The organism is Pedococcus sp. 2YAF34, from assembly GCF_052114585.1.
Taxonomy (GTDB): domain Bacteria; phylum Actinomycetota; class Actinomycetes; order Actinomycetales; family Dermatophilaceae; genus Pedococcus.
Window position 1 is genome coordinate 107,181 of sequence record NZ_JBFRFA010000003.1, and the last position, 26,488, is coordinate 133,668.

26 protein-coding genes and 1 pseudogene are annotated in these 26,488 nt (G+C 72.9%); 9 read left to right on the forward strand and 18 right to left on the reverse strand.

Features of this window, described 5'->3' with window-relative positions; all coding sequences use genetic code 11:
- Window positions 1–1,494, forward strand: coding sequence for an aminopeptidase P family protein (locus AB4Z02_RS02865; protein WP_441969162.1), 1,494 nt, complete (start codon window positions 1–3; stop codon window positions 1,492–1,494).
- Window positions 1,495–1,544: 50 nt separating this feature from the next.
- On the opposite strand, the pseudogene AB4Z02_RS02870 reads toward AB4Z02_RS02865, so the two are convergent.
- Window positions 1,545–2,006, reverse strand: a pseudogene (locus tag AB4Z02_RS02870) (PIG-L deacetylase family protein); the annotation flags it as partial.
- A gap of 85 nt (window positions 2,007–2,091) precedes the next feature.
- Window positions 2,092–2,763: a Crp/Fnr family transcriptional regulator gene (locus AB4Z02_RS02875; protein WP_056883398.1), complete on the reverse strand. Its 672-nt coding sequence runs from the start codon at window positions 2,761–2,763 to the stop codon at window positions 2,092–2,094.
- 150 nt (window positions 2,764–2,913) lie between these two features.
- Between AB4Z02_RS02875 and AB4Z02_RS02880 the strand changes: the two genes are divergently transcribed.
- A complete protein-coding gene (locus AB4Z02_RS02880) occupies window positions 2,914–3,099 on the forward strand; it encodes a hypothetical protein (protein WP_056883397.1) in 186 nt (61 codons plus the stop codon).
- Window positions 3,100–3,179: 80 nt separating this feature from the next.
- Here the strand turns inward: AB4Z02_RS02880 and AB4Z02_RS02885 are convergent, their stop codons facing one another.
- The 6 genes from AB4Z02_RS02885 to AB4Z02_RS02910 all read right to left on the reverse strand — a co-directional run bounded on the left by AB4Z02_RS02885 (window position 3,180) and on the right by AB4Z02_RS02910 (window position 11,020).
- Complete coding sequence (locus AB4Z02_RS02885) at window positions 3,180–4,778, reverse strand: peptide ligase PGM1-related protein (protein ID WP_235531407.1); 1,599 nt, start codon at window positions 4,776–4,778, stop codon at window positions 3,180–3,182.
- Window positions 4,775–5,923: an adenylate/guanylate cyclase domain-containing response regulator gene (locus tag AB4Z02_RS02890; RefSeq protein ID WP_235531406.1), complete on the reverse strand. Its 1,149-nt coding sequence runs from the start codon at window positions 5,921–5,923 to the stop codon at window positions 4,775–4,777. The genes AB4Z02_RS02885 and AB4Z02_RS02890 overlap by 4 nt, the downstream gene beginning before the upstream one ends.
- A complete protein-coding gene (locus AB4Z02_RS02895) occupies window positions 5,920–6,309 on the reverse strand; it encodes a response regulator (protein ID WP_056883396.1) in 390 nt (129 codons plus the stop codon). Before AB4Z02_RS02895 ends, AB4Z02_RS02890 begins: the two co-directional genes overlap by 4 nt.
- Window positions 6,306–9,014, reverse strand: coding sequence for a GAF domain-containing protein (locus AB4Z02_RS02900; protein WP_056883395.1), 2,709 nt, complete (start codon window positions 9,012–9,014; stop codon window positions 6,306–6,308). The genes AB4Z02_RS02895 and AB4Z02_RS02900 overlap by 4 nt, the downstream gene beginning before the upstream one ends.
- A gap of 114 nt (window positions 9,015–9,128) precedes the next feature.
- The gene (locus AB4Z02_RS02905) at window positions 9,129–9,707 is read right to left on the reverse strand and encodes a general stress protein (protein WP_056883394.1); all 579 of its coding nucleotides are present in this window, start codon (window positions 9,705–9,707) and stop codon (window positions 9,129–9,131) included.
- Window positions 9,708–9,808: 101 nt separating this feature from the next.
- The gene (locus AB4Z02_RS02910) at window positions 9,809–11,020 is read right to left on the reverse strand and encodes an acyl-CoA dehydrogenase family protein (protein WP_441969167.1); all 1,212 of its coding nucleotides are present in this window, start codon (window positions 11,018–11,020) and stop codon (window positions 9,809–9,811) included.
- A 277-nt stretch (window positions 11,021–11,297) separates the two neighbouring features.
- Here AB4Z02_RS02910 and AB4Z02_RS02915 point away from each other — a divergent pair, with 277 nt between their 5' ends.
- Together AB4Z02_RS02915 and AB4Z02_RS02920 are read left to right on the forward strand one after the other, a co-directional pair.
- Window positions 11,298–12,137, forward strand: coding sequence for a serine protein kinase RIO (locus AB4Z02_RS02915; protein ID WP_441969169.1), 840 nt, complete (start codon window positions 11,298–11,300; stop codon window positions 12,135–12,137).
- Between the two features lie 19 nt (window positions 12,138–12,156).
- Window positions 12,157–12,945 carry an alpha/beta hydrolase gene (locus tag AB4Z02_RS02920; protein WP_441969171.1) on the forward strand — a complete coding sequence of 263 codons (789 nt, stop codon included), beginning with the start codon at window positions 12,157–12,159 and terminating at the stop codon, window positions 12,943–12,945.
- A 34-nt stretch (window positions 12,946–12,979) separates the two neighbouring features.
- Here the strand turns inward: AB4Z02_RS02920 and AB4Z02_RS02925 are convergent, their stop codons facing one another.
- The 3 genes from AB4Z02_RS02925 to AB4Z02_RS02935 all read right to left on the reverse strand — a co-directional run bounded on the left by AB4Z02_RS02925 (window position 12,980) and on the right by AB4Z02_RS02935 (window position 16,148).
- On the reverse strand, window positions 12,980–13,900 hold the full coding sequence (locus AB4Z02_RS02925) for a L,D-transpeptidase family protein (protein ID WP_082590352.1): 921 nt from the start codon (window positions 13,898–13,900) through the stop codon (window positions 12,980–12,982).
- A gap of 257 nt (window positions 13,901–14,157) precedes the next feature.
- Window positions 14,158–15,057 carry an HpcH/HpaI aldolase/citrate lyase family protein gene (locus AB4Z02_RS02930; RefSeq protein ID WP_441969174.1) on the reverse strand — a complete coding sequence of 300 codons (900 nt, stop codon included), beginning with the start codon at window positions 15,055–15,057 and terminating at the stop codon, window positions 14,158–14,160.
- Window positions 15,057–16,148, reverse strand: coding sequence for an HpcH/HpaI aldolase/citrate lyase family protein (locus AB4Z02_RS02935; RefSeq protein ID WP_056883389.1), 1,092 nt, complete (start codon window positions 16,146–16,148; stop codon window positions 15,057–15,059). The genes AB4Z02_RS02930 and AB4Z02_RS02935 overlap by 1 nt, the downstream gene beginning before the upstream one ends.
- Before the next feature lie 51 nt (window positions 16,149–16,199).
- Between AB4Z02_RS02935 and AB4Z02_RS02940 the strand changes: the two genes are divergently transcribed.
- The 4 genes from AB4Z02_RS02940 to AB4Z02_RS02955 are packed head-to-tail and all read left to right on the forward strand — an operon-like array spanning window position 16,200 to window position 19,828.
- A complete protein-coding gene (locus AB4Z02_RS02940) occupies window positions 16,200–16,808 on the forward strand; it encodes a hypothetical protein (RefSeq protein WP_441969176.1) in 609 nt (202 codons plus the stop codon).
- A gap of 21 nt (window positions 16,809–16,829) precedes the next feature.
- Window positions 16,830–18,107, forward strand: coding sequence for a magnesium transporter MgtE N-terminal domain-containing protein (locus AB4Z02_RS02945; RefSeq protein WP_056883387.1), 1,278 nt, complete (start codon window positions 16,830–16,832; stop codon window positions 18,105–18,107).
- On the forward strand, window positions 18,100–18,672 hold the full coding sequence (locus AB4Z02_RS02950) for a DUF1003 domain-containing protein (protein ID WP_056883386.1): 573 nt from the start codon (window positions 18,100–18,102) through the stop codon (window positions 18,670–18,672). The genes AB4Z02_RS02945 and AB4Z02_RS02950 overlap by 8 nt, the downstream gene beginning before the upstream one ends.
- 10 nt (window positions 18,673–18,682) lie before the next feature.
- A complete protein-coding gene (locus AB4Z02_RS02955) occupies window positions 18,683–19,828 on the forward strand; it encodes an Mrp/NBP35 family ATP-binding protein (protein WP_441969179.1) in 1,146 nt (381 codons plus the stop codon).
- 7 nt (window positions 19,829–19,835) lie between these two features.
- Here the strand turns inward: AB4Z02_RS02955 and AB4Z02_RS02960 are convergent, their stop codons facing one another.
- Genes AB4Z02_RS02960 through sigE form a run of 4 tightly spaced genes read right to left on the reverse strand, consistent with a single transcriptional unit; the run spans window position 19,836 to window position 23,330 of the window.
- Window positions 19,836–20,180, reverse strand: a complete 345-nt coding sequence (locus AB4Z02_RS02960) for a twin-arginine translocase TatA/TatE family subunit (RefSeq protein WP_056883384.1) — start codon at window positions 20,178–20,180, stop codon at window positions 19,836–19,838.
- 11 nt (window positions 20,181–20,191) lie between these two features.
- Window positions 20,192–22,021, reverse strand: coding sequence for a trypsin-like peptidase domain-containing protein (locus AB4Z02_RS02965; protein ID WP_441969181.1), 1,830 nt, complete (start codon window positions 22,019–22,021; stop codon window positions 20,192–20,194).
- Complete coding sequence (locus AB4Z02_RS02970) at window positions 22,018–22,656, reverse strand: hypothetical protein (protein WP_056883382.1); 639 nt, start codon at window positions 22,654–22,656, stop codon at window positions 22,018–22,020. The genes AB4Z02_RS02965 and AB4Z02_RS02970 overlap by 4 nt, the downstream gene beginning before the upstream one ends.
- Window positions 22,653–23,330 carry an RNA polymerase sigma factor SigE gene (sigE, locus tag AB4Z02_RS02975; RefSeq protein ID WP_056883381.1) on the reverse strand — a complete coding sequence of 226 codons (678 nt, stop codon included), beginning with the start codon at window positions 23,328–23,330 and terminating at the stop codon, window positions 22,653–22,655. The genes AB4Z02_RS02970 and sigE overlap by 4 nt, the downstream gene beginning before the upstream one ends.
- A 149-nt stretch (window positions 23,331–23,479) precedes the next feature.
- On the opposite strand from sigE, the gene AB4Z02_RS02980 reads away from it, so the two are divergent.
- On the forward strand, window positions 23,480–24,112 hold the full coding sequence (locus AB4Z02_RS02980) for an O-methyltransferase (protein ID WP_056883380.1): 633 nt from the start codon (window positions 23,480–23,482) through the stop codon (window positions 24,110–24,112).
- Between the two features lie 43 nt (window positions 24,113–24,155).
- Here AB4Z02_RS02980 and AB4Z02_RS02985 read toward each other — a convergent pair whose 3' ends face one another.
- The 3 genes from AB4Z02_RS02985 to AB4Z02_RS02995 form a co-directional block, all read right to left on the reverse strand.
- Window positions 24,156–24,512 carry a hypothetical protein gene (locus AB4Z02_RS02985; protein ID WP_056883379.1) on the reverse strand — a complete coding sequence of 119 codons (357 nt, stop codon included), beginning with the start codon at window positions 24,510–24,512 and terminating at the stop codon, window positions 24,156–24,158.
- Window positions 24,509–26,035 (reverse strand): leucyl aminopeptidase family protein, encoded by a 1,527-nt coding sequence (locus AB4Z02_RS02990; RefSeq protein ID WP_441969184.1) that lies wholly within the window; start codon window positions 26,033–26,035, stop codon window positions 24,509–24,511. Before AB4Z02_RS02990 ends, AB4Z02_RS02985 begins: the two co-directional genes overlap by 4 nt.
- A 128-nt stretch (window positions 26,036–26,163) precedes the next feature.
- Window positions 26,164–26,337, reverse strand: coding sequence for a DUF3117 domain-containing protein (locus AB4Z02_RS02995; protein WP_082590346.1), 174 nt, complete (start codon window positions 26,335–26,337; stop codon window positions 26,164–26,166).
- Window positions 26,338–26,488: the final 151 nt, after the last annotated feature.

Genomic DNA, 26,488 nt, shown 5'->3' on the forward strand with positions numbered 1-26,488 from the left:
GTGAGCAGCGAAGAGCAGACCAAGCCGGAGAACCGCGCCCGCCCCACGACCGACGAGTTCCGGGCGTTCGTGGCCGAGGACTGGGCCCCGCGCCCACCGGGGCCGAGCGGGCTGAGCGAGGCCGCCCGGTACGCCGCCGAGCGTCGCGCCGCGGTCAGCAAGGCCTTCGAGGGCGACCGGCTCGTCGTCCCCGCCGGGGGCCTGAAGGTGCGCACCAACGACACCGACTACGTCTTCCGTCCCCACACCGCCTTCGTCCACCTCACCGGGCTGGGTGGCGACCGCGAGCCGGACGCCGTCCTGGTGATGGAGCCCCGTGACGACGGCACCCACGAGGCGGTCCTGTACTTCCGCCCCCTCGCAGGTCGCGACAGCGACGAGTTCTTCGCCGACGCCCGGTACGGCGAGTTCTGGGTCGGGGCACGCCCCACCCTCGAGGACGTCGAGACCGAGCTCGGGGTCACCGCCCGCCACATCGACGAGTTCGCCGACGCCGTCGCCAAGGACTCGGGCGAGGTGACGGTGCGCCTGGTCCGCGACGCCGACCGTGACCTGACCCGGCAGCTCGACGAGTCTCGCGCGCACGAGAACACCGACCACGACGCGCTCTCCGAGACCGATGACGAGCTCGCCCACTTCCTCTCCCACCTGCGGATGACCAAGGACGAGTGGGAGGTCGAGGAGATGCGCAAGGCCGTCGAGGCGACGCACCACGGGTTCGAGGCCGTCATCGCCGACCTGCCCGAGGCCGTCGCCAAGGGCCGCGGCGAGCGCTGGGTCGAGGGCGTCTTCGGCCTCACCGCGCGCCACGAGGGCAACGGCGTCGGCTACGACTCGATCTGCGCCGCCGGCGACCACGCCACCACGCTGCACTGGATCAAGAACACCGGCGAGATCCGCGAGGGCGACCTCGTCCTGCTCGACGCCGGCGTCGAGGTCGACTCCCTCTTCACCGCCGACATCACCCGCACCCTCCCGGCGAGCGGCACGTTCACCGACGCGCAGCGCGAGGTCTACGACGCCGTGTACGCCGCGCAGGAGGCGGGCCTCGCCGCGGTGAAGCCGGGCAACAAGTTCTCCGACGTGCACGCCGCCGCCATCCGCGTCATCGCCGAGCACCTGCACGCTTGGGGCCTGCTGCCCGATGGCGTCGACGTGGAGGGGACGCTCGACAAGGAGCACGGCCAGTACCACCGTCGCTGGATGGTCCACGGCACGAGCCACCACCTCGGCCTCGACGTCCACGACTGCGCCCTCGCGACCCGCGAGGAGTACATGGACGCCGAGCTGCAGCCCGGCATGGTGCTCACCGTCGAGCCGGGGCTGTACTTCAAGGCCGACGACCTCAAGGCGCCCGAGAGGTTCCGCGGCATCGGCGTGCGCATCGAGGACGACGTCCTCGTGACGGCCGACGGCCACGAGAACCTGTCCGCCGGCATGCCCCGCACGTCCGCCGACGTGGAGGCGTGGATCCGCGAGGTCCAGTCCCGCTGAGGCCGGGCCTTCCTGGTCGCTGGGTCAGCGGCGGTCGACCACGTCGAACGTCACGGCGTGCTCGACCCCCGCGGCCCCTCGAGCAGCCCGTCGACCTCGACGTAGTGGGTGGGGGTGGGCGAGCCACCGAAGCAGAGCCGCTTCACGGTCCACGGCTCGAGTCCCTCCTCGAGCAGCTCGGGGAAGATCCACCGGTTGCCCGCGTCAGCCGCCGCGTCCACGCAGGCGAGTCCCACCGCACGGTGGTCGGCCTGGTTGAGCATGCCCTGGGCGAACCGCTCGCCGTAGTGGCCGGTGACGACCACGTCGGGCTTGCGCCGCCGGATCTCGCGGGCGATGTCGCGGCGCAGGCCGACGCCGTACTCGACCACGCCGTCGCGGTGGTCGCCGAAGTCGACCTCGGTCACGCCGACCAGGGCCGCGCCGTCACGCTCCTCCTGCTCGCGCACCGCCGCGGCCTCGTCGGGCTGCATGGTGTCCATGCCGGCCTCCCCGCGGGTCAGCAGGAAGTAGGTGACCGGGCGGCGGGCCGGCCGGGTCGCCGGGTGCCTGCGTCATCGGTCGAGGGTATGGCGGCACCCGTGCACGCCGCCTCCGTCAGCCGACGGAGTCGGCGCGCCTGCGCAGGGCGTCCTGGTCGACGACGTCCACGTGCCCCCGGCGCAGGGCCACCACCCCATCGCCGGCGAGGGCCTGCAGCACCCGGTTGGCCGTCGAACGTGAGGTGCCACCGAGGTCCGCGATCTCGTTCTGGGTCAACGGGATCCGCGTCGGCACCCCGTTACCACCACCCACGCCGTACTGGTCGCACAGTGCGGCGAGGCGGCGCACCACCCGCTGGTCGGCGGGCACGTAGAGGGCCTCCACCAGGTGGTCCGACAACCGCACCACGCGCTCGGCGAGGACGTCGACGAGGAGCCGCTCGACGCCGGGGTGGGCGTGGCGCAGCCGGTCGAACTCCACGAACCGCAGGCTGAGCGTCACGGCCGGCTCGAGGGCCACCACGGACGACGTGCGTCGTCCGCCCGGTGTGAGCATCGCCATCTCCCCGAAGGCCTCGCCCGGTCCCATGACCGCGAAGGTCGCGCTCTCCCCCGTGACCGTCGTCCGCCGTGCAGCGACCCGCCCCTCGGCCACGAAGTGCAGGGTGTCGGCGAGGTCGCCCTCGTGGAACACGACCTCCGCCGCGCGGTAGCGGTGCCGTTGGGTGCCCGCGATGACCGCCCGGCGCTCCTGCTCGGACAGACCGCCGAGCAGCCGCCACTCCATGCGGCCAGTCCAGCACGGCCCGACCGTCTGTGTCACGGGCGGTACACAGCGGGGGTGCCGGGGAGCACAGACCTGCCGGACCCCCGGCAGCACCGTGGAGGTGCAGCACCCGAGGAGGCCGGTCCGCCGGCCAGGCACGAGGAGGACGCCATGACGACCACCCACCGACACCGTCCCGACGGCGCGCACCACCACCCCGCCGTACGCCGCGTGGGCAGCCGCTGGGGGTGGGAGTGCCGTTGCGGCGGCGCCTCGTGCCGCACCGGTACCGCGCGGGTCACCTGGCGGCAGGCGCTCGTCGAGGCCTTGCTGCACGCCACGGTCATCGCCCCGTGAGCCACCGACGTCCCCTGACCGTCCCGGGGAGGGGCCGGGGCGGTCAGGCGGGCAGTCAGGTCGAACAGTCAGGTCGGCAGTCAGGTCGGCACGGCCTCGGGGCGCAGGGCGGCCTGCGCCTCCGCCAGGAGGTGCCGCTCCGCCACGGCGTACAGGCGCTCGGCAGCCTCGGGCGACTCGGCGATCGCCGTCATGCCGACCCTGCCGTAGGCCGTCAGGGCGCTCATCATGTGGAAGACCACCCCGGTCTGGCGGGCCTGGTCGAAGTGCAGGCCCGCCAGGGCGACGAGGTCGAACAGGTCGTCCACCCGCAGGCCGCGCAGGCTGGGGTGCTCGAGGTGGTCGGTGGCCACGAGGTGCCGCTCCTCCCCGGCGGGGGTGAGGAACCTCCCCGTGTCCGCGTCGTACCTGCCGTCGGTGAGGAACTGCAGGGTGAGGAACGGGTGGGTGGTGCCCCCCTTGCGCAGGTTGACCTCGATGGCGTGCGCCGCCCACGTGTCCCCCTCCCGCACGGTGACGAAGTCGAGCGCGAAACGCCCCAGCACCCCCTTCTCGGCCAGCAGCTCCCCCACCCGCTGGGCGTCGCGGGTGATGAGCCCTGCGTACGCGGGATCGGCCGGGAAGCGGCACCCGAGGTAGGACTGGCCGCTCGGGCCGCCGAGGACCTGGTCGTGCGTCGAGAGCAGCTCGACCTCGCCGAGGGGCGTCACGCGCAGCTGCACGCTGGGGCTGCGGACCTCGTCGCCGGTGATGCGCTCCTCGACGATGCCCCCACGCTCGGCCAGCTTGGCGAGGTAGTCGGCGACCGGCACCCGTGTGTCCTCGAGCTCCATGGTGTCGACGCGACCCGCCAGCGCCGCCGGCTCGTCGGGGTCGCCCACCGGTGGCAGCCCGTCGAGCCGGACCAGGGCGTTGCCCGCGCCGGAGACACCCTCGTTGAGCTTCACCATCGCCCCGGTGGCCCCGGGCCGCGCCCGGCGCAGGTCGCGCAGGGCGTCCTGGAGGTCGGCGCGGGAGTGCAGGTCCTCGTACCCCGCGGGGTGGGACACCCCCGCCTCGCCGAAGAGCCTGCGACACCCCGTCTTGGTGCCGAGGGGGAACAGCCGCGGGTCGGCGCCGTACATGGGGATCCCCAGGACGAGGGCGAGGTCGCGCTCGAGCTCGGTGGTGTTGTACGGGATGAGGTGGGACCGCGCGCGGTTGGGGATGAGCGACCGGACCTGGGCGAGCAGCCTCGGTCGTGCCAGCAGCTTCTCGGTGAGCGGCTCGGGACCCGGGTCGCCGACCGGGACCAGGGTCAGGCGGGCCCTGGCGTGGCTGGGGATGACGCCGGGGAGCAGGGACAGGTAGTACTCCACCACCAGCGGGTTGATGGGCATGGACGTGACGTAGACCATCCGCAGGCGGGGCTGGCGCAGCAGCAGCAGGAAGAAGAGGAAGCGTTCCTCCAGGGCCTGGTTCATGCCGCCGGCGTTCGCCACGACCCGGTCGACCGTCATCGAGGGCACGACGACCACCGACTCGTCGGGCTCGTCGCGACGCATGTCGCGCCAGACCTGCGGCATCCGTGCCTGGAGGTCGTCGAACGCGGCGTTCCGGGCCTCCTCGTCGAGCTCGGCCAGGGTGGGGCCTGAGGTGGAGGGGCGGGCGTTGCCGGGGTCCTGCTGCACGGTCGTCACCGGACCACCTCCACGTCCTGGGCGCCGATGACCTCGTGCGCCTCGACCGGTCGGCTGAACCCGCGCAGGGCGAGGGGGCCGACGCTCCTGCTGGTCACCGCGCCCGCAGCAGCGAGGACCCGAGGGGTGACCAGGATCTGGCCGGCCGCAGCCTCCGCGCAGAGACGGGCCGCGAGGTTGGTGACCGTGCCGATCGCCGCGTAGTCGTAGCGCCCCGGGAACCCGACGCGCCCCAGCGTGGCGTAGCCCTGGGCGATCCCCACCCCGAACCCCAGGTCGTGCCCGAGTCGCCGCCACGACGCCGAGAGCTCCTCCACGCGGGTGCGCATCTCCACCGCCATCCGCACCGCGCGCTCGGGGGCGTCCGGGCACGGTACGGGGTCGTTGAAGAACACGAGCAGGCCGTCCCCGGCGAAGTGCTCCAGGGTGCCCTCGTACCGGAACACCAGCTCCCCCAGGGCGCGGTGGTACTCCGCGAGCACCGCCATGGTCTCCTCCGGTTCGGCCGTCTCCGCGAACGGCGTGAAGCCCCGCAGGTCGGTGAACACCGCCGTGATCTCGCGCCGGTGGCTCTGCAGGAACGACTCGTCGCCGCTGTCGACGACGAGCTCGGCGACCTGCGGCGACAGGAAGCGACGCAGGCGCCCGAACCGTTCGAGCTCCTCGACCTGCGCCCTGACGCGCTCCTCCAGCTCGTGGTTCCAGGCCGCCAGCGCCTCCGCCTGGGCGGTCACGGTGTCGTGGTAGCGCTTGACCCGGACCAGCGACCGCACCCGGGCGAGGAGCTCGGCCTGGTCGAGCGGCTTGGTCACGAAGTCGTCGGCGCCCGCCTCGAGGGCGCGCAACCGCTGCGCGTCGCCGCTCGCGGTCACCATGACCACGGGCAGGTAGGAGGTGGCGGGGTCGGAGCGGATCCGCCGACAGGTCTCGTAGCCGTCGAGACCCGGCATCATGACGTCGAGCAGGACGACGTCTGGCAGCTCCCGGGCGAGGAGCGCGAGCGCCTCGGTGCCGGAGCTCGCCGCCACCACGGTGTAGCCGCGCGGCGACAGCACCGCGTCCATGAGCCGCACGTTCTGCGGCAGGTCGTCCACGACGAGCACCGTCCCCCCGGTGTCGGTCCCCGGCGCCCCGGCGGCGGTCACGGCGACCTCGGCGCGGACGGGCGCAGGTGCCTGCGCACCTGCTCGGGGAACTCGCGCACGCTGATCGGCTTCTCCAGGTAGCCGTCGAAGCCGGCCGACAGGGCCTGCTCACGGTCGGCGGCCATCGCGAACGCCGTCAGGGCCACGACGGGTATGCCCGCGGTGCGGGGATCATCGCGCAGCCTGGCGAGCGCGGCGTGGCCGCTGATCCCGGGCAGCTGCAGGTCCATCAGGACCAGGTCCGGCAGCGTGCGCGTCGCCTCGGCCACCGCCTGCTCCCCGTCCGTGGCCACGGTCACGGTGAACCCCGCGAACTCCAGGACGTCACGGGCGAGCTTGAGGTTGCGCTCGTTGTCCTCGACGAGCAGCACCGTGGCCCCGCTCACGACGAGGCCTCCGCGGTCGTCCCCCGACGCGCGACCTGGGCCAGGCGCTGCGCCAGGAGCCCGAGGTCGAGCTGGCTCTTGGACGCGACGAACTCGATGCGGCCCTGGAGACGTGCCCGGTCCTCGGCCGTCAGGGTCTTGGCGGTCAGCACCACCACCGGCACCGAGCGGGTCCTGGGGTCGGCGCGCAGGGCGTCGATGACCTCGAAGCCGTCGGTGTCCGGCATGCGCAGGTCGACCAGCACGACCGACGGGACGTCCCGGGCGATCGAGCGCAGGGCGTCGCTGCCCTGGGTGTGGGTCGCCACCGCCCACCCCTGCGGCTCGAGGGTCGCCCGGACCAGCTCGAGGGCGAGGGGGTCGTCGTCGATGGCCACCAGGGTGCGTCGACTCCCCCCGTCCGCGTGCCCGTCCGTGTGTCCGTCGGCGAGGTCGTGCTCGGCGACGGCCCTCCACACCGCGCCGAGCAGGACCTCGCCGGCCACCGGCTTCACGAGGTAGTCCGAGGCGCCCACGGCGAAGCCGCGTCCTCGGTCCGGGAGCACCGACACGACGACGACCGGCGTGCTGGCCAGCTCCGGGTCGGCCTTGAGCTCGCCCAGCACGTCCCAGCCGTCCATGCCCGGCAGGCGGATGTCGAGCACCACGGCGCTCGGGCGCAGGTCCCGCACCGCGGCCAGCCCCTCCTCACCGGTACGCACCGGCACGGCTCGCAGCCCGGCTGCCGCGAGGTGCACACCCACGAGCTCGGAGGAGCTGGGGTCGTCCTCGATGACGACCACGGTCGGTCGGGCGTCGTCGAGGGCCGGCCGGCTCCAGCCCGGTTCGTCACCCGCCGTGTAGGGCTGCGGCTGGGGCAGGCTGAAGCCGAAGGTGCTCCCGGCGCCCGGCTCGCTCGTCACCCAGACGCGTCCGCCGTGGAGCTCGACGATGCGCCGGGTGAGCGTCAGGCCGAGGCCGGTCCCCTCGGTAGCGGATGCGGAGCGCGTGCCCTGCTGGAAGGAGTCGAAGATCCGCTCCTGGTCCTCGTGCGCGATACCCACGCCGGTGTCGGCCACGGTCACGGTGAGCTCGTCGCCGTCGCGCCTGACGGCCACGGTGACGGTCCCGCCGTCGGGGGTGAACTTGACCGCGTTGCCCACGAGGTTGAGCAGGACCTGCTTGAGCCGCAGGTGGTCGGCAGTGACGGGCGGCAGGCCCGGGGCCACGTCGAGGAGCAGGCTGATGTCGTGCTGGGTCGCCCTCTCGCGCAGGAGCGCGAGGACGGGCTGCACGGCCTCGGCCACCGGGAAGGAGCTCGGCTCGAGCTCCATCCGGCCTGCCTCGACCTTCGACAGGTCAAGGACGTCGTTGAGCAGCTCCAGCAGGTGGCGCCCGGCGCTGAGGATGTCCTGCAGGTAGTCCTCCTGCCGCTCGTTGAGGTCGCCGAACATGCGCTCGAGCAGCACCTCGGAGAACCCGATGACCGCGTTGAGCGGGGTGCGCAGCTCGTGCGACATGCTCGCGAGGAACTCCGACTTGTGCTGGCTGGTGACGGCGAGCTCGGTGCGCTGCTGCTCCAGCTCGCGGTAGAGCCGGGCGTTGACGAGCGCCACGGCCGACTGGCTCGCGAAGGCGGACAGCATGTCGCAGGTCTCGTCGCTGAACGCCCCTGTCGACTTGCGGCGCACCACGAGCACCCCAACCGTCCGGCCGGAGTGCGTCAGGGGGATCGCGACCAGCGAGCGCCACCCGGCGTCGTGCAGCACCCGCAGGTGGGGGTCGAGCTCGATGTCGGCGAGGTCCGGCACCTGGATGGCGGTCCCCGACCGCGCGGCGCTGCCCACGACGGTCTCGTCGAGGTGGATCCGCGTGCCCTTGAGCGCGGTGATGGTGCCCGGGTCGGTGCCGTAGGCGGTGCGCACGCGGAACAGGCCGGACTCCTCGTCGTACTCCATCAGCGAGCCCCCGTCGGCGCCGGAGAGCTCGACGGCGTGCAGCACTATCGTGCCGAGCACCTCGTCGGGGTCCAGGGTCGAGCTGATGGCCTGCCCGACCTCCGCCAGCGCCTCGAGCTGCTCGACCTTGCGCGCCAGCTGGTCACCGCTCTCCTGCACCGCGTGGACGAGCTCCACGGTCCGCAGCGCCAGCGCAGCCTGGGCCGCGAACGTGAGGAGGACCGCTTCGTCCTGCTCGTCGAACGGGGCCACCGTGCGCCGCCACACCGACAGCACCCCGACGACCTCGTCGTCGACGAGCATCGGCACCCCCATGATCGTGCGGAAGCCGCCCACGTGCTGGTACTCCGAGCCCGAGTACTCGGGGTCGGCGAGCACGTCGGTGATCTGCTGCGGGGCGCGGTCCAGGGCGACCCGGCCGACGAGTGTGGCCCTCGTCCGGACGCTGGGGCGCACCCTGGTCACCACCTCGACGTACTCGGGGGTCGTGCCGGCCGAGCGGACCAGGAGGAACTCGCCGCCCTCGACGACCTGGATCTGCGCGGCGTCGGCGTCGCACAGCTGCCTCGCCCGGCCGACGATCGCGTCGAACACCTCCTCGGGCGACGTGGCGGAGGTCGAGAGGACCGTCAGGATCTCGCTCGTGGCCGCGAGCTGGTCCTGGGTCTCGCGCAGGGCCTCACCCAGGGCCTGGGAAGGCGTCTCGGGGGGCACGGGCGCGTCGTCCTGCGGGACGGGGTCGACGAGGTCGTCGGCGGGCCGGGCCATGGGGCCCCCTGAGAGCGGGACTGCGGGACAGCTTGGCGGATGCCAACTAGCAGTGTGCTCCCGGTGGCGTCGGCTTGCCTACGGCTGTCGACGTAGGACCGGGCTGCCCCGGGTTCAGGGGGTGGGCGGGTGCTCCTGCTCGGCCTGGGCGCGACGCGCGGCGTCGAGGTTCGCCTGGGCCTGCGCCTGCGCGGCCGCCATGGGGTCCATCTGGGTGAGCAGCTCACGCGCCTGGGCGGCGAACTTGTGCTCGACGAGCACCTCGTACTGCGTGGCCACGACCTGGGTGACGGAGGTGAAGTCACGCGGGCCGCGGGTGAGCTGGTAGCCGAGCAGGCTCCACACGAGGCCGAAGAGGGCGCCGAACGCGACGGTGGCGAGGATGCTGGAGAGGCCGGCCGAGCTCGAGGTGTCGAGCAGGGAGAAGATCAGGCCGACGAACAGGCCGAGCCAGGCGCCGGAGATGATGCCGCCGATGGCTGCACGGCCCCGGGTGAGCCGGCCGGTGACACGCTCGAGCTGCTTGAGGTCGGTGCCGACGATGAGGACGTTCTGCACGGGGAACTCGTGGTCGGACAGGTAGTCGACCGCGAACTGCGCCTTGTCGTAGGTGTCGTAGCGACCCAGGGACATCGGGTACTCCAGCGCGAGGACGGCGCGGGAGCGGCTCAGGGCGTTCGGCTGCGTGCTCATGACCCCAGTGTGTCAAAACCCGCTGGGAGCGCGCTGCACGATCCCGTCCTGTCGGCGCTGCTCACCCCTCGAGGGCGCTGCTCACCCCTCGAGGGCACTGCTCACCCCTTGAGGGCGAAGTCCTCGAGCAGCCGTCGGCCGATGATCATCTTCTGGATCTCGGCGGTGCCCTCACCGATGAGCAGCATCGGGGCCTCGCGGTAGAGGCGCTCGATCTCGTACTCCTTGGAGTAGCCGTAGCCGCCGTGGATGCGGAACGACTGCTCGACGACGTCGGCGCAGTTCTCGGCCGCGAGGTACTTGGCCATGCCTGCCTCCAGGTCGTTGCGCTCCCCGGCGTCCTTGAGCCGGGCTGCCTTGACCATCATCTGGTGGCTGGCCTCGACCTTGGTCGCCATGTCGGCGAGGCGGAACAGGATGCCCTGGTGCTGCGCGATCTTCTTGCCGAACGTCTCGCGCTGCTGGGCGTAGGTGATGCCGAGCTCGAACGCCCGCATCGAGACACCGCAGGCGCGGGCGGCGACGTTGACGCGGCCCACCTCGACGCCGTCCATCATCTGGTAGAAGCCCTTGCCGGGCTCGCCGCCGAGGATCTGGGCCGAGGTGGTGCGGTGGCCGTCGAGGACGAGCTCGGTCGTGTCGACGCCCTTGTAGCCCATCTTCTCGATCTTCCCGGGGACGGTGACGCCCTGCGCGGTCTCGCCGAACCCGGGCTCCTTCTCGACCAGGAAGGTCGTCATGTTCTTGTACACCGAGTCGGCGCCGAGGTCCGTCTTCACCAGCACCGCAACGAGGTTCGAGCTGCCGCCGTTGGTCAGCCACATCTTCTGGCCGGTCAGCGTCCACTCGGTGTCAGGGCCCTCGCCGGCGCCCTTGACCGCCTTCGTCTTGATGGCCGCGACGTCGGACCCCAGGCCCGGCTCGCTCATCGAGAACGCGCCACGCACCTCGCCGGTGGCCATGCGCGGCAGGTAGCGCTGCTTCTGCTCCTCGGTGCCGTGCTGCAGCAGCATGTAGGCGACGATGAAGTGGGTGTTGATGATGCCGCTGACAGACATCCAGCCGCGCGCGATCTCCTCCACCACCAGCGCGTAGGTCAGCAGTGACTCCCCCAGGCCGCCGTACTCCTCGGGGATCATGAGCCCGAAGATCCCCATCTCCTTCATGCCCTCGACGATCTTCTCGGGGTACTCGTCGGCGTGCTCGAGCTCCTGCGCCACCGGGATGATCTGCTCGTCGACGAACTCCCGCACGAGCTTGACCAGCTCGGTCTGCTCGTCGGTGAGGCCGTCGGTCGTCTGGAGTCGGGACATGCTGGCGAGTATGCCGAGTGCCCCCTGCGGTGGGTACCGGCCAGGCGTGTGAGCCTGCCCACCCGCGGACCCGGCGCCACGTGGTGCGTGCTGCACAGGGTTTATTCGGTAGCGAGCGTCACGTCACGGCTGCCACCATGGCAGCGCACGCCGCGCCACAGGCCGCGGCACGACTCCCCTGAAGGGGGGACCACATCGAACAGAAGGAGGGGCGACATGTCCATGACGGTCCCGGGCTGCCCTCGCGCCCACACCCCTTCCACGATGGAGTCTTCCGTTGCACGCTTCACAGGAGAACACCGAGTTCTCGTTCGACAGCCTTCCTGACGCACCGCCCGAGGGCGAGCGCTGGTCGAGCTGGGACGGTGCCACGCACGGTCCAAAACCCCGGCCCGACTGGGTCATCACTGCCCTCCGTGCCGTCGAGGCCGACCTCGGCGTGCTCAAGACCGGCAAGGAGGCCGACGTCCACGTCGTGCGCCGCTGGGTGCCCGACGGCACGAGCGAGCCCGCCCTGGACAGCCACCTCGCCGCCAAGCGCTACCGCACCGGCGAGCACCGCATGTTCCACCGGGACGCCGGCTACCAGGAGGGCCGACGCGTCCGCCGCAGCCGCGAGATGCGGGCCATGGCGCGACGTACCGAGTTCGGTCGCGAGCTGCTGTCCGGGCAGTGGGCCGCAGCGGAGTTCGCGGCCCTCGGCACGCTGTGGGAGCTCGGCCTCCCGGTGCCCTACCCGGTGCAGCTGAGCGACCGCGAGATGCTCATGGAGCTGGTCGGCACCGACGGCGTCGCCGCGCCACGGCTGGCCCAGGCCCGGCCGGCGCCGGACCTGCTGGCCGAGCTCTTCGAGCAGCTGCGCCGCGCCATGGTGCTGCTCGCCCGGCAGGGCTGGACCCACGGCGACCTGTCGCCCTACAACGTGCTGCTCGACGGCGAGCGCCTGGTCATCATCGACTGGCCGCAGATCGTCGACATCATCGGCAACCCTCGCGGGTTCGAGTTCCTCGAGCGCGACGTGGGCAACATGTGCCGCTGGTTCGTGACGCGCGGGCTGCCGGTCGACGAGGGCGAGCTGCTCGGCGACCTCGTCGCGGAGGCCACGTCGCGCTGGTAGCCCCGGTTAGGCTCGCGGCATGGCGACGGTGAGCCGGCGGGGGGTGCTGCTGGGGGCGGCGGCAGCCGCTGCCGGCAGCGCGCTCTCGCTGGCGGCGTGCGCCGGTCCCCAGCCCGGGCGACGGTCCGGCACGCTGCGCAGCCGCCACTGGCCGGGACGGGACGTCCACTGGCAGCTCGCCACGCCCACCGAGGGGCGCGACGACCAGCACCCCCTCGTCGTCGTCCTGCACGGCAAGGGTGGCGACGCCAGCCACGCCTTTCGCATCGTGGGCCTCGACGAGCACGTCCAGGACACCGGCCTCGCCGTCGCCGCAGTGGACGGCGGCGACTACTACTGGCACGCCAGGCGGGCGGGCGTCGACACCGGCGCCATGGTCGTCGACGACTTCCTGCCGATGCTGCGCAAGCTCACCGGTTGGTCCGGCAAGGTCGCCTTCCTCGGGTGGTCCATGGGCGGGTACGGGTCGCTGCTGCTCGCCTCGCAGCTCGGCCCGGACCAGGTCGGTGCCGTCGTCGCGGAGAGCGCGGCGCTGTGGACCGACGCCGGGCTCAGCGCACCCGGCGCCTTCGACGACCGCGAGGACTTCATCGCCCACGACGTGTTCCGGCGCACCGACGTGCTCTCCCGCATACCGGTGCGCTTGGACTGCGGGCGCTCCGACCCGTTCGTCCCCGGCAACCGGGCCTTCGCCAGGGCCCTGCCGTCGGCGAGACCGACCTTCGACGAGGGCGGCCACACCGCGACCTACTGGCGCGACCACGCCGGGCCGCAGCTCGAGTGGATCGCGAAGACGTTGCGCCAGTAGGGAGCTCGAGCCATGCCAGAACGGCGAAGGGTCGTCAGTAGACGACGACGCGACTCCCGATCGGCATGGTGTTGGTGGCCCAGATCATGTCCATCGCCGCGTTGGTGACGCGGGCGCAGCCGTGGGACGCCGGGTACCCGGGCACCGACCCGGCGCCGTGGACAGCGATGCCGCCGTTGAAGTAGCGCGGGCGCCACAGGTCGCCGAGGGGCCCCTTGTCGAGGTGGTCGACCGAGCGGAAGACCGAGTAGGTACCGACCGGCGTCGTGGCCGTGTACTCGACGCCGCCGCTCGTGTAGGGCTGGCCGCTGCCGGTGCTGGTGTTGAGGACCATGGTGACCGCACCACCCCGGACGACCAGGAGCAGCTGCCGGGCCTTGTCGATCTCGATGCCCGTGCCGCCGATGCGGGAGACGGGCCGCACACCGGCCTTCAGCGCCTGGCGGGTGGAGGGTCCGTAGACGCCGTCGCGTCCCAGGCCGGCCGCCTTCTGCAGCGCCATGACGGCCTGGGCGGTGAGCCCGCCGTACTGGCCGTCGGGGGTGCCGTTCCAGTAGCCGAGGTCGCTGAGCCGCTGCTGCACCGACCGGACGTAGGGGCCGGTGTCGCCGACGTGGAGCGTGTCGCCCTCGACCGGGGTCGGCTTGGGCTTCGGGGTGGTCGGTGTGGGGGCGGGCTTGGACGGGCTCGGCTTCGGCGTCGGCCTGGAGGTGCTGGGGCTGGGTGCGGAGGTGGTGGGCGCCGTGCTCGTCCCGCTGCTGGAGGTGCTGGGTGCAGTCACCGTCGGCGCCTCGCTCGTGGGGGACGGCGCCGAGGTGGACGACGCCGGGGCGGCGCCGGTGCTCGAGGAGGCGCTCCCCCCGAGGGACAGGCCGCCGCACCCGGAGAGCGCGGTGACCGCCGCGAGCACCCCCGCCGCGAGGACGGTGGTCGAGCGAAGCCGCTTCTGGTGCATGGTGTCCCTCTCGTCAGCGCACGCGGGGACGCCCCCGCCCGTACGGAACCTCACTCATGGTGACGCACCAGCACGCAAACTGGTTGCCGCGAAACCCGCCTCGTTGCCGACCCGAGACCTGGCGGGGCGCTGCAAGACCCGGCGGGACGCGGTCCGGGCCGGAAAGCATGGTGCGGCCGCCCTCCCCCCGAGGACGACCGCAACCACCCAGACGCGGTGGGGACGAGAAAGGTTGCCTCGATCTCCCGGTTGATTCCTCAACCGTTCGAGGCGGCCCCGGTGATGGCCTCGTGGACGGCCAGCACCCGGCTGGCGGTGTCGACGTGCAGCGCCTCGACCATCCGGCCCCGGTGCACCACGACCCCGGCCCCGGCGCCGGCCTCCCAGGCGGCGAGCAGGCCGCGGGCCTCCTCGACGGCCTCGGGGCTGGGAGCGAAGACCTCGTTGCAGGCCTCGACCTGACCCGGGTGGACGAGCGTCTTGCCGTCGAACCCGAGCTCCCGGCCCTGGCGGCACTCGGCGGCGAAACCCTCGGCGTCGCGGACGTCGTTGTAGACGCCGTCGAGGATGGCCTTGCCGGTGGCCCTGGCGGCCAGCAGGCAGAGGCCGAGGCCCGCGAGCAGCGGCTGCCGGCCGGGCACGTGCTCCGCCCGCAGCTCCTTGGCCAGGTCGTTGGTGCCCATGACCAGGACGGTCAGGCGGTCGGACGCGGCGGCGATCTCCTCGCAGTGCAGCATCGCCCGTGGGGTCTCGACCATGGCCCAGAGCTCGGTGTGCGCGGGCGCGCCCGCCGCCTCCATCGCCCCGACGAGCCGACGGACCTCGTCGGCGGACTCGACCTTGGGCACCACGACGGCGTCCGGTCCGGCCGCGCACACCGCGCGCAGGTCGTCCTCGTGCCACTGGGTGCCGCTGCCGTTGACCCTGATGGTCACCTCGCGCCGGCCGTAGTCACCCGATCGTGCTGCAGCACAGGCGTTCTCGCGCGCCTCCACCTTTGCATCCGGGGCCACGGCATCCTCGAGGTCGAGGATCAGGGCGTCGACCGGCAGTGACTTGGCCTTCTCGAGCGCGCGCTCGTTGGACGCCGGCATGTAGAGCACGGACCTCCGCGGACGGTAGGCCGCCTGCTCCTGCGAGCCGTGGGGATCACCCATCACGCACCCCCGCCCGCAGGCTGGGGCGACTGCGCGGAGTACGCCTGCGCGAGCTCGGGGTCGAGCGCGGCGAGCCGCTCCGCGAGCTCGAGCATGACCAGGCACTGCTTGAGGGAGGCGTCGTCCTCCATCTTGCCGTCGAGCATCACCGCGCCGGTCCCGTCACCCATGGCCTCGACCACGCGACGCGCGTGCGCCACGTCCTCCGGTGAGGGGCTGAACACCCGCTTGGCGATCTCGACCTGCACCGGGTGCAGCGACCACGTGCCGACGCAGCCGAGCAGGAAGGCGTTGCGGAACTGGTCCTCGCAGGCGACGACGTCGGCGATGTCCCCGAACGGGCCGTAGTAGGGGAAGATCCCGTGCATCGCGCAGGCGTCGACCATGCGGGCGATCGTGTAGTGCCACAGGTCCTGCTGGTAGGTGGCCCGCGACGCGTGGACCGCGTCGTCGACGCCGGCGGGCGGGTCCTGGCGCACGAGGTAGGCAGGGTGGCCGCCGCCCACGCGCGTCGTCTTCATCCGGCGGTCGGCCGCGAGGTCGGCGGGTCCGAGGGAGATGCCCTGCATGCGCGGGCTCGCCCCGGCGATCTGCTCGACGTTGGCGACGCCGCGGGCGGTCTCGAGGATGGCGTGCACGAGGATCGGCCGGGTCAGGCCCGCCTTGGCCTCGAGCTGGGCCAGCAGGCGGTCGACGTAGTGGATGTCCTCCGGGCCCTGCACCTTGGGCACCATGATGACGTCGAGCTTGTCGCCGATCTCGGTGACCAGGGTGGTGAGGTCGTCGAGCACCCAGGGGCTGTCGAGGCTGTTGACCCGGGTCCACAGCTGGGTGGAGTCGCCGAAGTCGGTGGCCTTGGCGATCGCCACGAGCCCCTCGCGCGCCGCGACCTTGCGGTCGGCCTTGACGGCGTCCTCGAGGTTGCCGAGCAGGACGTCGACCGTGCCCACCATGGCAGGCACCTTCGCCGCCATCTTCTCGTTGCCCGGGTCGAAGAAGTGGATCACCCGGGAGGGCCTCGCGGGCACCTGCGTGAGGGGGGCGGGAGCGCCCACGGCCAGGGGTCGGAAGAAGTCCTTGGGGCTGCGCACGCGGCGACGCTAGCAGCGACGCAGCCGGGGCGGTTATGACACAGTTCACGTGTGACCGACACCGCCAGCGAGGGGCCCGGCGCCGCCCCGGCCGTGGCCGGCGCGACCCCCGCTGACGCGAGCGCGGGCCCGGCAGCGGTCACCCAGCTCAACGTCACCGCGCTCTTCGCGGAGGCTGCCGCCAAGTCCGGCCTGATGTGGGTGCAACCGCCCGGCGACCGCGCCTGGCCGTTCTGGCACGCGTGGGCCGACGACACCGTCTACGTCGTCTCGGGCCCGGGCGAGCAGACGCTGCCGTGGCTGCCTGCCGAGGTCGTGCTGGTGCTGCGCAGCAAGGACAACGGTGGCCGGCTCCTGACCGTCAACGCCAGCGTGCGCGAGGTCGGCCCGCAGGACGAGCAGTGGGCCGCGGCCACCGAGGCGCTCAAGGCCGGGCGCCTCAACGCCACCGACGACGTGGTCGAGCGCTGGTCGCGCGAGTGCACCGTCCGCGCCGTCACCCCCTTCGGGGCGCCGCTCGAGGCACCTGGCTCGTACGGCGCGGGGTCAGGGGCCGCGCCTGTCCCGCCGTCCGACGCGACGACCTCCCACTGGCGCCCGTGGCACTGGCGTGGACGCCCGCGCCGCCGTCGCGGCAGCCACCTCCCTGCCGGGGACTGACCAGCCGGATAGCCTTGCGGCGTGAGCACTCCGTCGCGTGTCTTCGTGGGCCGCCTGACCAGCCTGAGCGTGTTCGACCCGCTCGGCGACCAGGTGGGTCGCGTCCGCGACGTCGTGGTGACGTTCGGCGCCTCCCGGCGACGTCCCCGCGTCATCGGCCTCGTCGTGGAGGTGCCCGGCCGACGTCGCGTCTTCGTGCCCATGACGAGGGTGACCTCCGTCGACGGCGGCCAGGTCATCACCACCGGCCTGGTCAACATGCGCCGCTTCGAGCAGCGCACCAACGAGGTCCTGGTCATGGCCGAGATCCTCGAGCGCCCGGTGACCGTGGCCGACCCCGAGGGGCCGTACGCCGCGACGGTCGAGGACGTCGCCATCGAGCAGGAGCGCAGCCGCGACTGGTCCATCTCCAAGGTCTTCGTCCGCCAGGGCGGTCCCGGCCGTGGCAGCCTCGGGCCGTTCCGCCGGCGTCGTGGAGCGACGGTGCTGGTCCCCGTCGAGGACGTCAGCGGCATCCACCAGTCCTCCAGCGGCCAGTCGGCGGCGCTGCTGCTCGAGACCTACGACGACCTCAAGTCCGCCGACCTCGCCGACGTCATCCACGACCTGTCCCCCAAGCGCCGGGCCGAGGTGGCCGAGGCGATGGACGACGACAAGCTGGCCGACGTCCTCGAGGAGCTGCCCGAGGACGACCAGGTGGAGATCCTCGACTCGCTGCCCGTCGAGCGCGCCGCCGACGTGCTCGAGGCCATGGAGCCCGACGACGCCACCGACCTGCTGCACAACCTCACGACGGAGAAGCAGGAGGAGCTGCTCCAGCTCATGGAGCCCGACGAGGCCGCCGACCTGCGCCGCCTGCTGACCTACGACGAGGAGTCGGCCGGCGGCATGATGACCACCGAGCCGGTGATCCTGGGGCCGGAGGCGTCGATCGCCGAGGCCCTCGCCGTCGTCCGTCGGGTCGAGCTCTCCCCCTCCCTGGCCTCGACCATCTACGTCTGCCGCGCACCGCACGAGACGCCGACGGGCAAGTACCTCGGCATGGTGCACATCCAGCGCCTGCTGCGCGAGCCCCCGCACGGCTCCATCGGAGGCATCCTCGACAAGGAGATCGAGCCGCTCACGGCCGACGCCCCGCTCGGCCAGGTCACGCGCATGCTCGCGACCTACAACCTCGTCGGCGTCCCGGTCGTCGACGCGGACGGCCGGCTGGTGGGCGCGGTCACCGTCGACGACGTGCTCGACCACATCCTCCCCGACGACTGGCGCGAGGAGCGGCACGAGGTGACCCGTGGCTGACCAGCGCCCCGGCCGCGCCGTCGCCCGGCTCGACCAGCCGCGCGAGACGCGCCGTACCCTGCTTCCCCGCCCATCCGTCAACCAGGAGACCTTCGGCGTCTGGAGCGAGCGCTTCGCCCGCTTCATGGGCACACCGCGCTTCCTCATCTACATGACCGCGTTCGTGGTCCTGTGGATCGGCTGGAACGCCGTCGGTCCAGCCGACCTGCGCTGGGACCCCTACGCGTTCATCTTCCTCACGCTCATGCTGAGCCTGCAGGCGTCGTACGCCGCGCCCCTGATCCTGCTCGCGCAGAACCGCCAGGCCGACCGCGACCGCGTGGCCCTGGAGCAGGACCGCGCGCGGGACGAGCGCAACCTCGCCGACACCGAGTTCCTGACCCGCGAGGTCGCGGCGCTGCGGCTGGCCATGCGCGACACCGCGACCCGCGACTTCGTCCGCTCCGAGCTGCGCAGCCTGCTCGAGGAGATGGAGGACCGCGGGCTCGAGGTGCGCCAGCGCAGTGACGAGGACGACAGCGCTGCCGGCGGCACCGGTTCTTCGCGCGACCTGCCCGCGACCTAGCATGGGGGGCATGTCCCACCCCGCAGCCCCAGTGACCGACGAGGCCCTCCACCAAGCCCTGGCCACGGTCATCGACCCGGAGATCCGCAAGCCGGTCACCGAGCTCGGGATGGTGGAGAGCTGCACGGTCGACGAGGCCGGCCGCGTCGCCGTCACGATCCTGCTCACCGTGTCGGGCTGCCCGATGAAGGACACGCTCACCAAGGACACCACCCGCGCGCTGGCCGCCGTGCCCGGCGTCACCGGCGTGAAGGTCGACCTCGGCGTCATGAGCGACGAGCAGCGCACCGCCCTGCGCACCCAGCTGCGCGGCGGCACCGCCGAGCGCGAGATCCCCTTCGCCAAGCCCGGCAGCCTCACCCGCGTGTACGCCGTGGCGTCCGGCAAGGGTGGCGTCGGCAAGTCCTCGGTCACCGTCAACCTCGCGGCCTCGCTCGCCGCCTCCGGCCTGCGCGTGGGCGTCGTGGACGCCGACGTGTACGGGTTCTCGGTCCCGCGCATGCTCGGCGTCGAGCACCGCCCGACGCAGGTCGACGACATGATCCTGCCGCCGGTGAGCCACGACGTGAAGGTCATCTCGATCGGCATGTTCGTCCCCGGCAACCAGCCCGTCGTGTGGCGCGGCCCCATGCTCCACCGGGCGCTGCAGCAGTTCCTCGGCGACGTGTTCTGGGGCGACCTCGACGTCCTGCTCCTCGACCTGCCGCCCGGCACCGGTGACATCGCGATCTCGGTGGCCCAGCTCATCCCCGGCGCCGAGATCCTCGTGGTGACCACCCCGCAGCAGGCCGCCGCCGAGGTCGCCGAGCGCGCCGGGTCGATCGCCCTGCAGACGCACCAGCGGATCGTCGGCGTCATCGAGAACATGTCGTGGCTCGAGCTGCCCGACGGCTCGCGCCAGGAGATCTTCGGCTCGGGCGGCGGCCAGCGTGTGTCCGAGTCGCTCACCCGCGCGGTGGGCGCCGACGTGCCGCTGCTGGGCCAGATCCCGCTCGACACCAACCTGCGCGAGGGTGCCGACGAGGGCCTGCCCGTCGTGCTGCGCAACCCCGACTCCGCCGCCGGCGTGGCCCTGCGGGGCATCGCGCGCGGCCTCGCCTCCCGCTCGCGCGGGCTCGCCGGGCGTTCGCTCGGCCTCTCCCCCGTCGGCCGCTGAGGACCGGCTAGGTCGCGTCCTCGTCGTACGGCGTCGCCAGCGCGGGGTCGTGGGCGACCACCGCCGGGGTCGGCACCCCGGCCTCCTCGGCGTCCGGGGGCGGGTCGAACAGCGCCTCGCGGACGATCCGGCGCGGGTCGTACTGCCGCGGGTCGTACTGCTTCCAGTTGATGTCGTCGAACTCGGGACCCATCTGCTCGCGCAGCTGCCCCTTCGCGCCCTCGGCCATCGCGCGGGCCTGGCGGACGAAGCGGCCCAGCTTCGCGGCGTACTCGGGCAGCCGCTCGGGGCCGAGGATGACCACGGCGAGCACGATCAGGGCGACGAACTCCCACCCGTTGACGTCAAGCACAGTGCTCCGTCCTAGCTGCCCGAGGTGCCGGTCAGGGTGACCGTCACACTGATCGTCTCACTCCCGCGGCGCACCTTGATCGACACCCTGTCACCGACGCTCTTGGCGCGGATCGCGACCACGAGGTCGTCGGGGTCGTTGACCGGCCTGCCGTCGAACTCGACGATCACGTCACCGGGCTTGACCCCCGCCTTGCCGGCCGGGCCGTTGGGTGTGACCGGGTTGCCACTGCCGCCGGACGCGGACTCGAGGATCTTGACGCCCTCGCCGGTGTACTGGCGGTCGAGGATGACGCCGATGACCGGGTGCTCGGCCTTGCCGGTCTTGATGAGCTGCTGGGCGGTCTTGACGACCTGGTCGCTGGGGATCGAGAAGCCGACGCCGATGTTGCCGGACTGGCTGTCGCTCGAGCCGGGGATGCGGGCGATCGCGGAGTTGATGCCGATGACGTGGCCCTGCATGTCCAGCAGCGGGCCGCCGCTGTTGCCGGGGTTGATGGCCGCGTCGGTCTGGATCGCGTTGATGAAGGACTGCTGGTCGCCGTCGCCGCCGGGGCTCACCGGGCGGTCGAGCGCGCTGACGATGCCGGACGTGACGCTGGACTCCAGGCCGAGCGGCGCCCCGACCGCGATGACCTGGTCGCCGACGACGACGTCCTTGGACGACCCCATGACCAGGGGCTGCAGGTCGGTGCGGGAGGTCTTGAGGACGGCGAGGTCGTAGGAGCCGTCCCGGCCCACGATCGTCGCGCTGATCTCGGTGCCGTTGGAGAGCTCGACCTTGATCGTGCCGCCGTCGGCTGCGCTGGCGACCACGTGGTTGTTGGTGATGATGTGGCCGTCACGGTCGAGGACGAACCCCGACCCCGTGCCTGCGCCGTCGGCGCCCTTGACCTTGATGGTCACGACGCTGGGCAGCGCCTTGGCCGCGATGTTGGCGATGGACCCCTCGGGCCGCGCCGTGGCGCCCGCGCCCGCGGACGGGATCGAGGTCGGCGTGCGGTCCAGGCGGCCGAAGCCGAGCCGGTCGGTGGCGCCGAGCCAGCCGCCGAACATGCCACCGAGCGTGGCCGCGACGAGCGCCGCGACAGCGGCGACGGCCACGAGCGCGCCCCAGCCCGGTCCCTTCTGATGGGGGGCGGTGGCCGGTACGGGGTGGTCGCCGGCCCACCGGGCCCGCTGGCCGCCGTACCCGCCGTCGGCGTGGTCGGCCGTGATGGGGTCCCACCCGCCGTGGGCTGCGGCGGTCGGCACGCCGGCCGCCTGCCCCGCCGCGGCTGCAGACGTGTGGCTGTGGCTTCCGGGGTCGGCCTGGGCGCCGGGCACCGGCGAGCTCCCGAGCGGGGCCTGACCGCCGTGCGCGGCCTGGTCACCCGGCCAGCCGGTCGGCTCGTGGGCCCAGGCGGTCGGGGCGTCGTGGCGCGGGGCGTCTTCGCGGTGCGGCGTGCCGTGCTGGGGATCGCCGACCCCGGGAGCACCCGAGATCTCCTGGGTGTGCGACAGGTCGACGGGCTGCGTGTGGTCGGCAGCGACCGGCTGGGTCTGGTCGACGGGCTGCGTGTGGTCGGCAGCGACCGGCTGGGTCTGGTCGACGGGCTGGGCGGCCTCGGCGGGCGGCGGGGCCCACGGGTCCCACGGCTGCGACGCGTGCTGGTCCTCGTGCCACTGCACGTCCTCGCGTGGCGCGGCCGGCTCGTGTGCCGCAGACTCGTGTGCCGCAGACTCGCGTGCCGCAGACCCCTGTGCCGCAGACCCCTGCGTGCCGGACCACTCCCCGCCCTCGGGGACCCTCCGCTGGTCGGGGCCGGGGGTGTCGGTGGCCGGGTCCCGCTCGTCGCTCATGGCGTCGATTGTGCCGAACCGAACCGCGCAGTGCCCACGCCGGGGGCGGACGTGGTGCTGCGGCCGGGGGTTGAGCGCGCCCCGAGGCCGGGGACGGTGAAGACGGCGGTGGCGAACACCGGGCCGGCGGGCCTGACGGGCTGCACGGTGCCGGGGGTGACGGTGGGAGCGGGCGACGCCACCCCGCCACCGGTCACGACCAGGCTCCAGGCCGCGGCGGCGGTGGCTCCCGCCGCGAGTCCGGCGAACACGGTCGCGCGGCGGGCGGAGCGGTGAAGGGCCGGCGCACCCCGGTCCACGACCCGTACGGGCGCGACGGGCACCGGGGGCACGGCCGGGCGGCGCACCGCCGGGCCCGCGTCAGGCCGGTCGTCCGCCGGGGACGACGCCGACAGCTCGGCGCCCATCGCCAGCAGCATGCCCCGCAGGTCACCGGGGACGCGTGAGGCGGAGGGTGAGCGCAGCGCGGCGAGCACCCGCCGCTCGTCCTCGACGGCGGCGCGGCAGCAGGCGCAGGCCACGACGTGCCGGTCCCACCGCAGCAGCGTGGCGGCGTCCAGCGTGCGGTCGGCGTAGGCGGTCAGGTCGGCCCCGAGGCAGCGACTGGCGGCTCCGGGCAGCCCGAGCCGGCTCACCGCGACCCCGGCACCGCTCGGCCGATGACCGGGAGCCGGCGCCGGGGGGCCGGGGTGCGGTCGACGTCGAGGGCCGGACGGGCGAGCGAGGGGTCGCGGTGGGCCAGGGCCTCGCGCAGCTGGGCGCGGCCGCGGTGGATGCGCGAGCGCACCGTACCGAGCTTGACGCCCAGGGTGGCCGCGATCTCCTCGTAGGACAGGCCCTCGATGTCGCACAGCACCACGGCGGCGCGGAAGTCGGGTGACAGGGCGTCGAGCGCGCGCTGCACGTCGTCGTCGAAGTGGGTGGCGTCGTACGCGGCCTCGGGGCCCGCCTCACGGGTGGGCAGGCGGGCGGCGCTCTCGTCGGACAGGGCGTCGAAGCGGATCCGCTGCTTGCGGCGCATCTTGTCGAGGAAGACGTTGGTGGTGATGCGGTGCAGCCAGCCCTCGAACGTGCCCGGCTGGTAGCTGTGCAGCGACCGGAAGACGCGGATGAACACGTCGTGGGTGAGGTCCTCGGCGTCGTGCGGGTTGCCGGTCAGCCGGTAGGCGAGGCGGTAGACGCGCGCGGAGTGCTGCTCGACGATCTCCTCCCACGTGGGGGGGACCCACGCGGGGGCCTCCTGGACGTCACCCCGGACATCACCGTGGACATCCCCTCGGGCCGGGCCGATCGTGTCGGTCGCGGTCACGTCCCTCACCTCCGTCGGGCGCCTGACGGCGCTCACCACATGCATCCGGTCCAGACGACCGGACGGTGTGAATGGTTCCCCACCAACCTGATTGTTTCCTGTACGTCGTGCGCACGGTGCGGTGGGCCCGCGGCAGTAGGGTTTCCCGCATGAGTGCACAGAAGCCGGCCAGCTGGGCGTACGCCGAGGAGTTCGTCGCCGAGAACGAGGTCATCGAGGGCGCCCGCCGCCGTGGCGAGGAGCTCGGGGCGACCCCCGTCGGCAACGGCGCCGGGGTGCTGCTGCGGCTGCTCGCGGCGGCAGCGAAGGCCCGGTCGGTCGTCGAGATCGGCACCGGTGCCGGCACCTCCGGCCTGTGGATGCTGCAGGGCATGCCCGAGGACGGGATCCTCACCACGATCGACGTCGAGGCCGAGCACCAGGGCGTCGCCAAGAAGGCGTACGCCGAGGCGGGCATCGCCCACCAGCGGACCCGCGTCATCACCGGCCGCGCGCTCGACGTCCTCCCCCGCATGACCGACGGCGCCTACGACATGGTCGTCGTCGACGGCGACAAGGCCGAGTACCCCCAGTACGTCGAGCACGCCATCCGGCTGCTGCGCTCCGGCGGTGTCCTCGTCCTGGACAACATGCTCTGGCACGACAAGGTCGCCGACCCGGCCTCCCGCGACCCGCAGACCACGGTGCTGCGCGACCTGGGCAAGAAGCTGCGCGACGACGAGCGCCTCGTGCCCGCGCTGCTGCCCGTCGGCGACGGCGTGCTCGCCGCCGTCAAGCGCTGAGGCACCCGTTCCAGACCCGGCCTGAGCCTCGGGCGGCGCAGCCTCAGGCCGTGCCGGGGCCGGGGCCGCGGCGGAACCGCTCGGGCCCCTCGGCGATCGCGACGACCTCGAACGGCTCCATCAGGATGGGGGCCGACCCGATGATCGAGCTGCCCGCCGAGTCCGCCGCCGTCCGGGCGAACTCCTCGAGGAAGTCGTCGCGGTAGACCTGCTGGTCGAACACGTAGGTGCCCTCGAACCATTCGCCCTCGACCATGCGCCACGTCTTGAAAGCGAGGCCGTCGAGGAACATGAAGTTCGCCATCGACGTGCCCACGACGTAGTCCCGCAGCGAGGTCGCCACGTCGGAGGGTGCGTCCTCCAGCGACCAGCGCACCGACAACCCGTATCCCGCGTTCATGCCATCTCCTCCAGCCAGGTGAGCAGCAGGCGGGCACCGAAGCCCGTCCCGCCCTTGGTGAGGAGCCCGCGGTCGACGTCGGAGCGTCCCACCCCGGCGATGTCGAGGTGCGCCCAGCGACGCTCGCCCACGAACTCGCGCAGGAACAATGCTGCCGTGATCGAGCCGGCGCCGACGGGAGTGCCCGCGATGTGGTTGACGTCGGCGACGGGGCTGTCCAGCGAAGGGCGGTAGTCCTCGACCAGGGGGAACGGCCACAGCAGCTCCCCGGTCGCGCGTCCGGCGGCGACGAGGGCGTCGCCGAGGCCGTCGTCGGTCGCGTAGACCGGCGCCATCGTGCGGCCCAGGGCGACGCGGGCCGCCCCGGTGAGGGTCGCGATGTCGAGCAGCACGTCGGGGTCGAGGTGCGCGTCGGCGTAGGCCAGCGCGTCGGCCATGACCATGCGGCCCTCGGCGTCGGTGTTCCCGATCTCGACCGTGCGCCCGCCGTACATGGTGACCACGTCGGAGGGGCGGTAGGCGGCGCCGCCCACGGCGTTCTCGGCGAGGGCGAGCAGCCCGGTCACGCGGACCGGCACCTCGAGCTCCCGGCAGGCCGCGAGGACCGCGAGGACGACGGCGGAGCCGGACATGTCGGTCTTCATCGCCAGCATGCCCTCGGCCGGCTTGATGTCGAGGCCACCGGTGTCGAAGGTGATGCCCTTGCCCACGAGCACCACGTGCGGAGTGGCAGCGGTGGCCGCCTGCGGGGCGTACGAGAGCTGCACGAGGCGCGGCGGGGTCACCGATCCGGCGCCCACGGCGAGCAGGCCGCCGAAACCCTCGGCGCGCAGGTCGCGGTCGGACCAGACCTTGACCTCGAGCCCCGTGCGGCGACCGATGGCTCGTGCCTGGGCGGCCATCCAGGCGGGGTTCTTGGTGTTGGAGGGAACGACCGCGAGGTTGCGGGCCAGCATCGTGGCCCGGGCCCGCGCCACCGCGCGCAGGACGGCCCGCTCGTCCACCGCACCCACGAGGGTCACGGCCGAGACCGTGGGCTTGGAGGGCGTCGTGCCCTCGGAGAGCCAGCGCGGCGAGGTGTAGCCGCCCAGGGCGATCCCCTCGGCGAGCGCGCCAGCGGACTCGGGCGCCTCGGCCAGCGCGCCGACGGCCACGACCAGGTCGGCCTGTCCCCTGCCCGCGCGACCCAGCGCTGCCCCGGCCGTCCGCAGGTCCGCGGCCGTGCCCTTGCCAACGCCGACCAGGAGCACCGCGCGCGCGGCGCGCTCACCGGGTACGAGAGGGATGCGTGTCGTCGCCCCGGCCTCGGACGAGGGCTCGTGGGCCGCCTCGACATCGGCAGCGGCGAGGCCCATGAGCGCCAGCGCGGCACCGGCCTGCTCGTCCTGGCCGAGGCCGTCGGCCGGGACGGGGACCGCGAGCAGCAGGTCGGTCGGGTCGAGGTCCGCGAGCACGTCGCCGAGGGCGTCGGGGAGCACGGACCACCGGCTGGTGGCGGGGTCGGTCAGCTGCGGGGTGGGCACGAGGGCGACCCTACCCACCGGGGTCGTGGCCGTGTACGGAGCGGGGTCGCCCCGACAGGTGCCCGGAGGTGCGAGGACCCCCACCGGCGTCGGCCGGTGGGGGTCCTCGAACAGGTGGGGAAGCAGCCCTACTTGAGGCCCTCGCAGTTGTCGATGGCGTCGCCCAGCGCGCGGACCTCGTCCGGCGTCATCTCGACCACGAGACGACCGCCACCCTCGAGGGGCATGCGCAGCACGATGCCGCGACCTTCCTTGGTCACCTCGAGCGGGCCGTCGCCAGTCCTCGGCTTCATTGCCGCCATGGGTCTGTCCCTTCCGTATGGCGTGGTCTGCTGCTGGGCACGCGGGTCCACGCCAGTGCTTGAGTTCCGCCCCGTGCGTGCCAGATTTGCTCCATTATCCCGTGAAGGGGCCCGCAGGCGAAATCCGTCCCGGGGCGCTGACCTGCGGCAC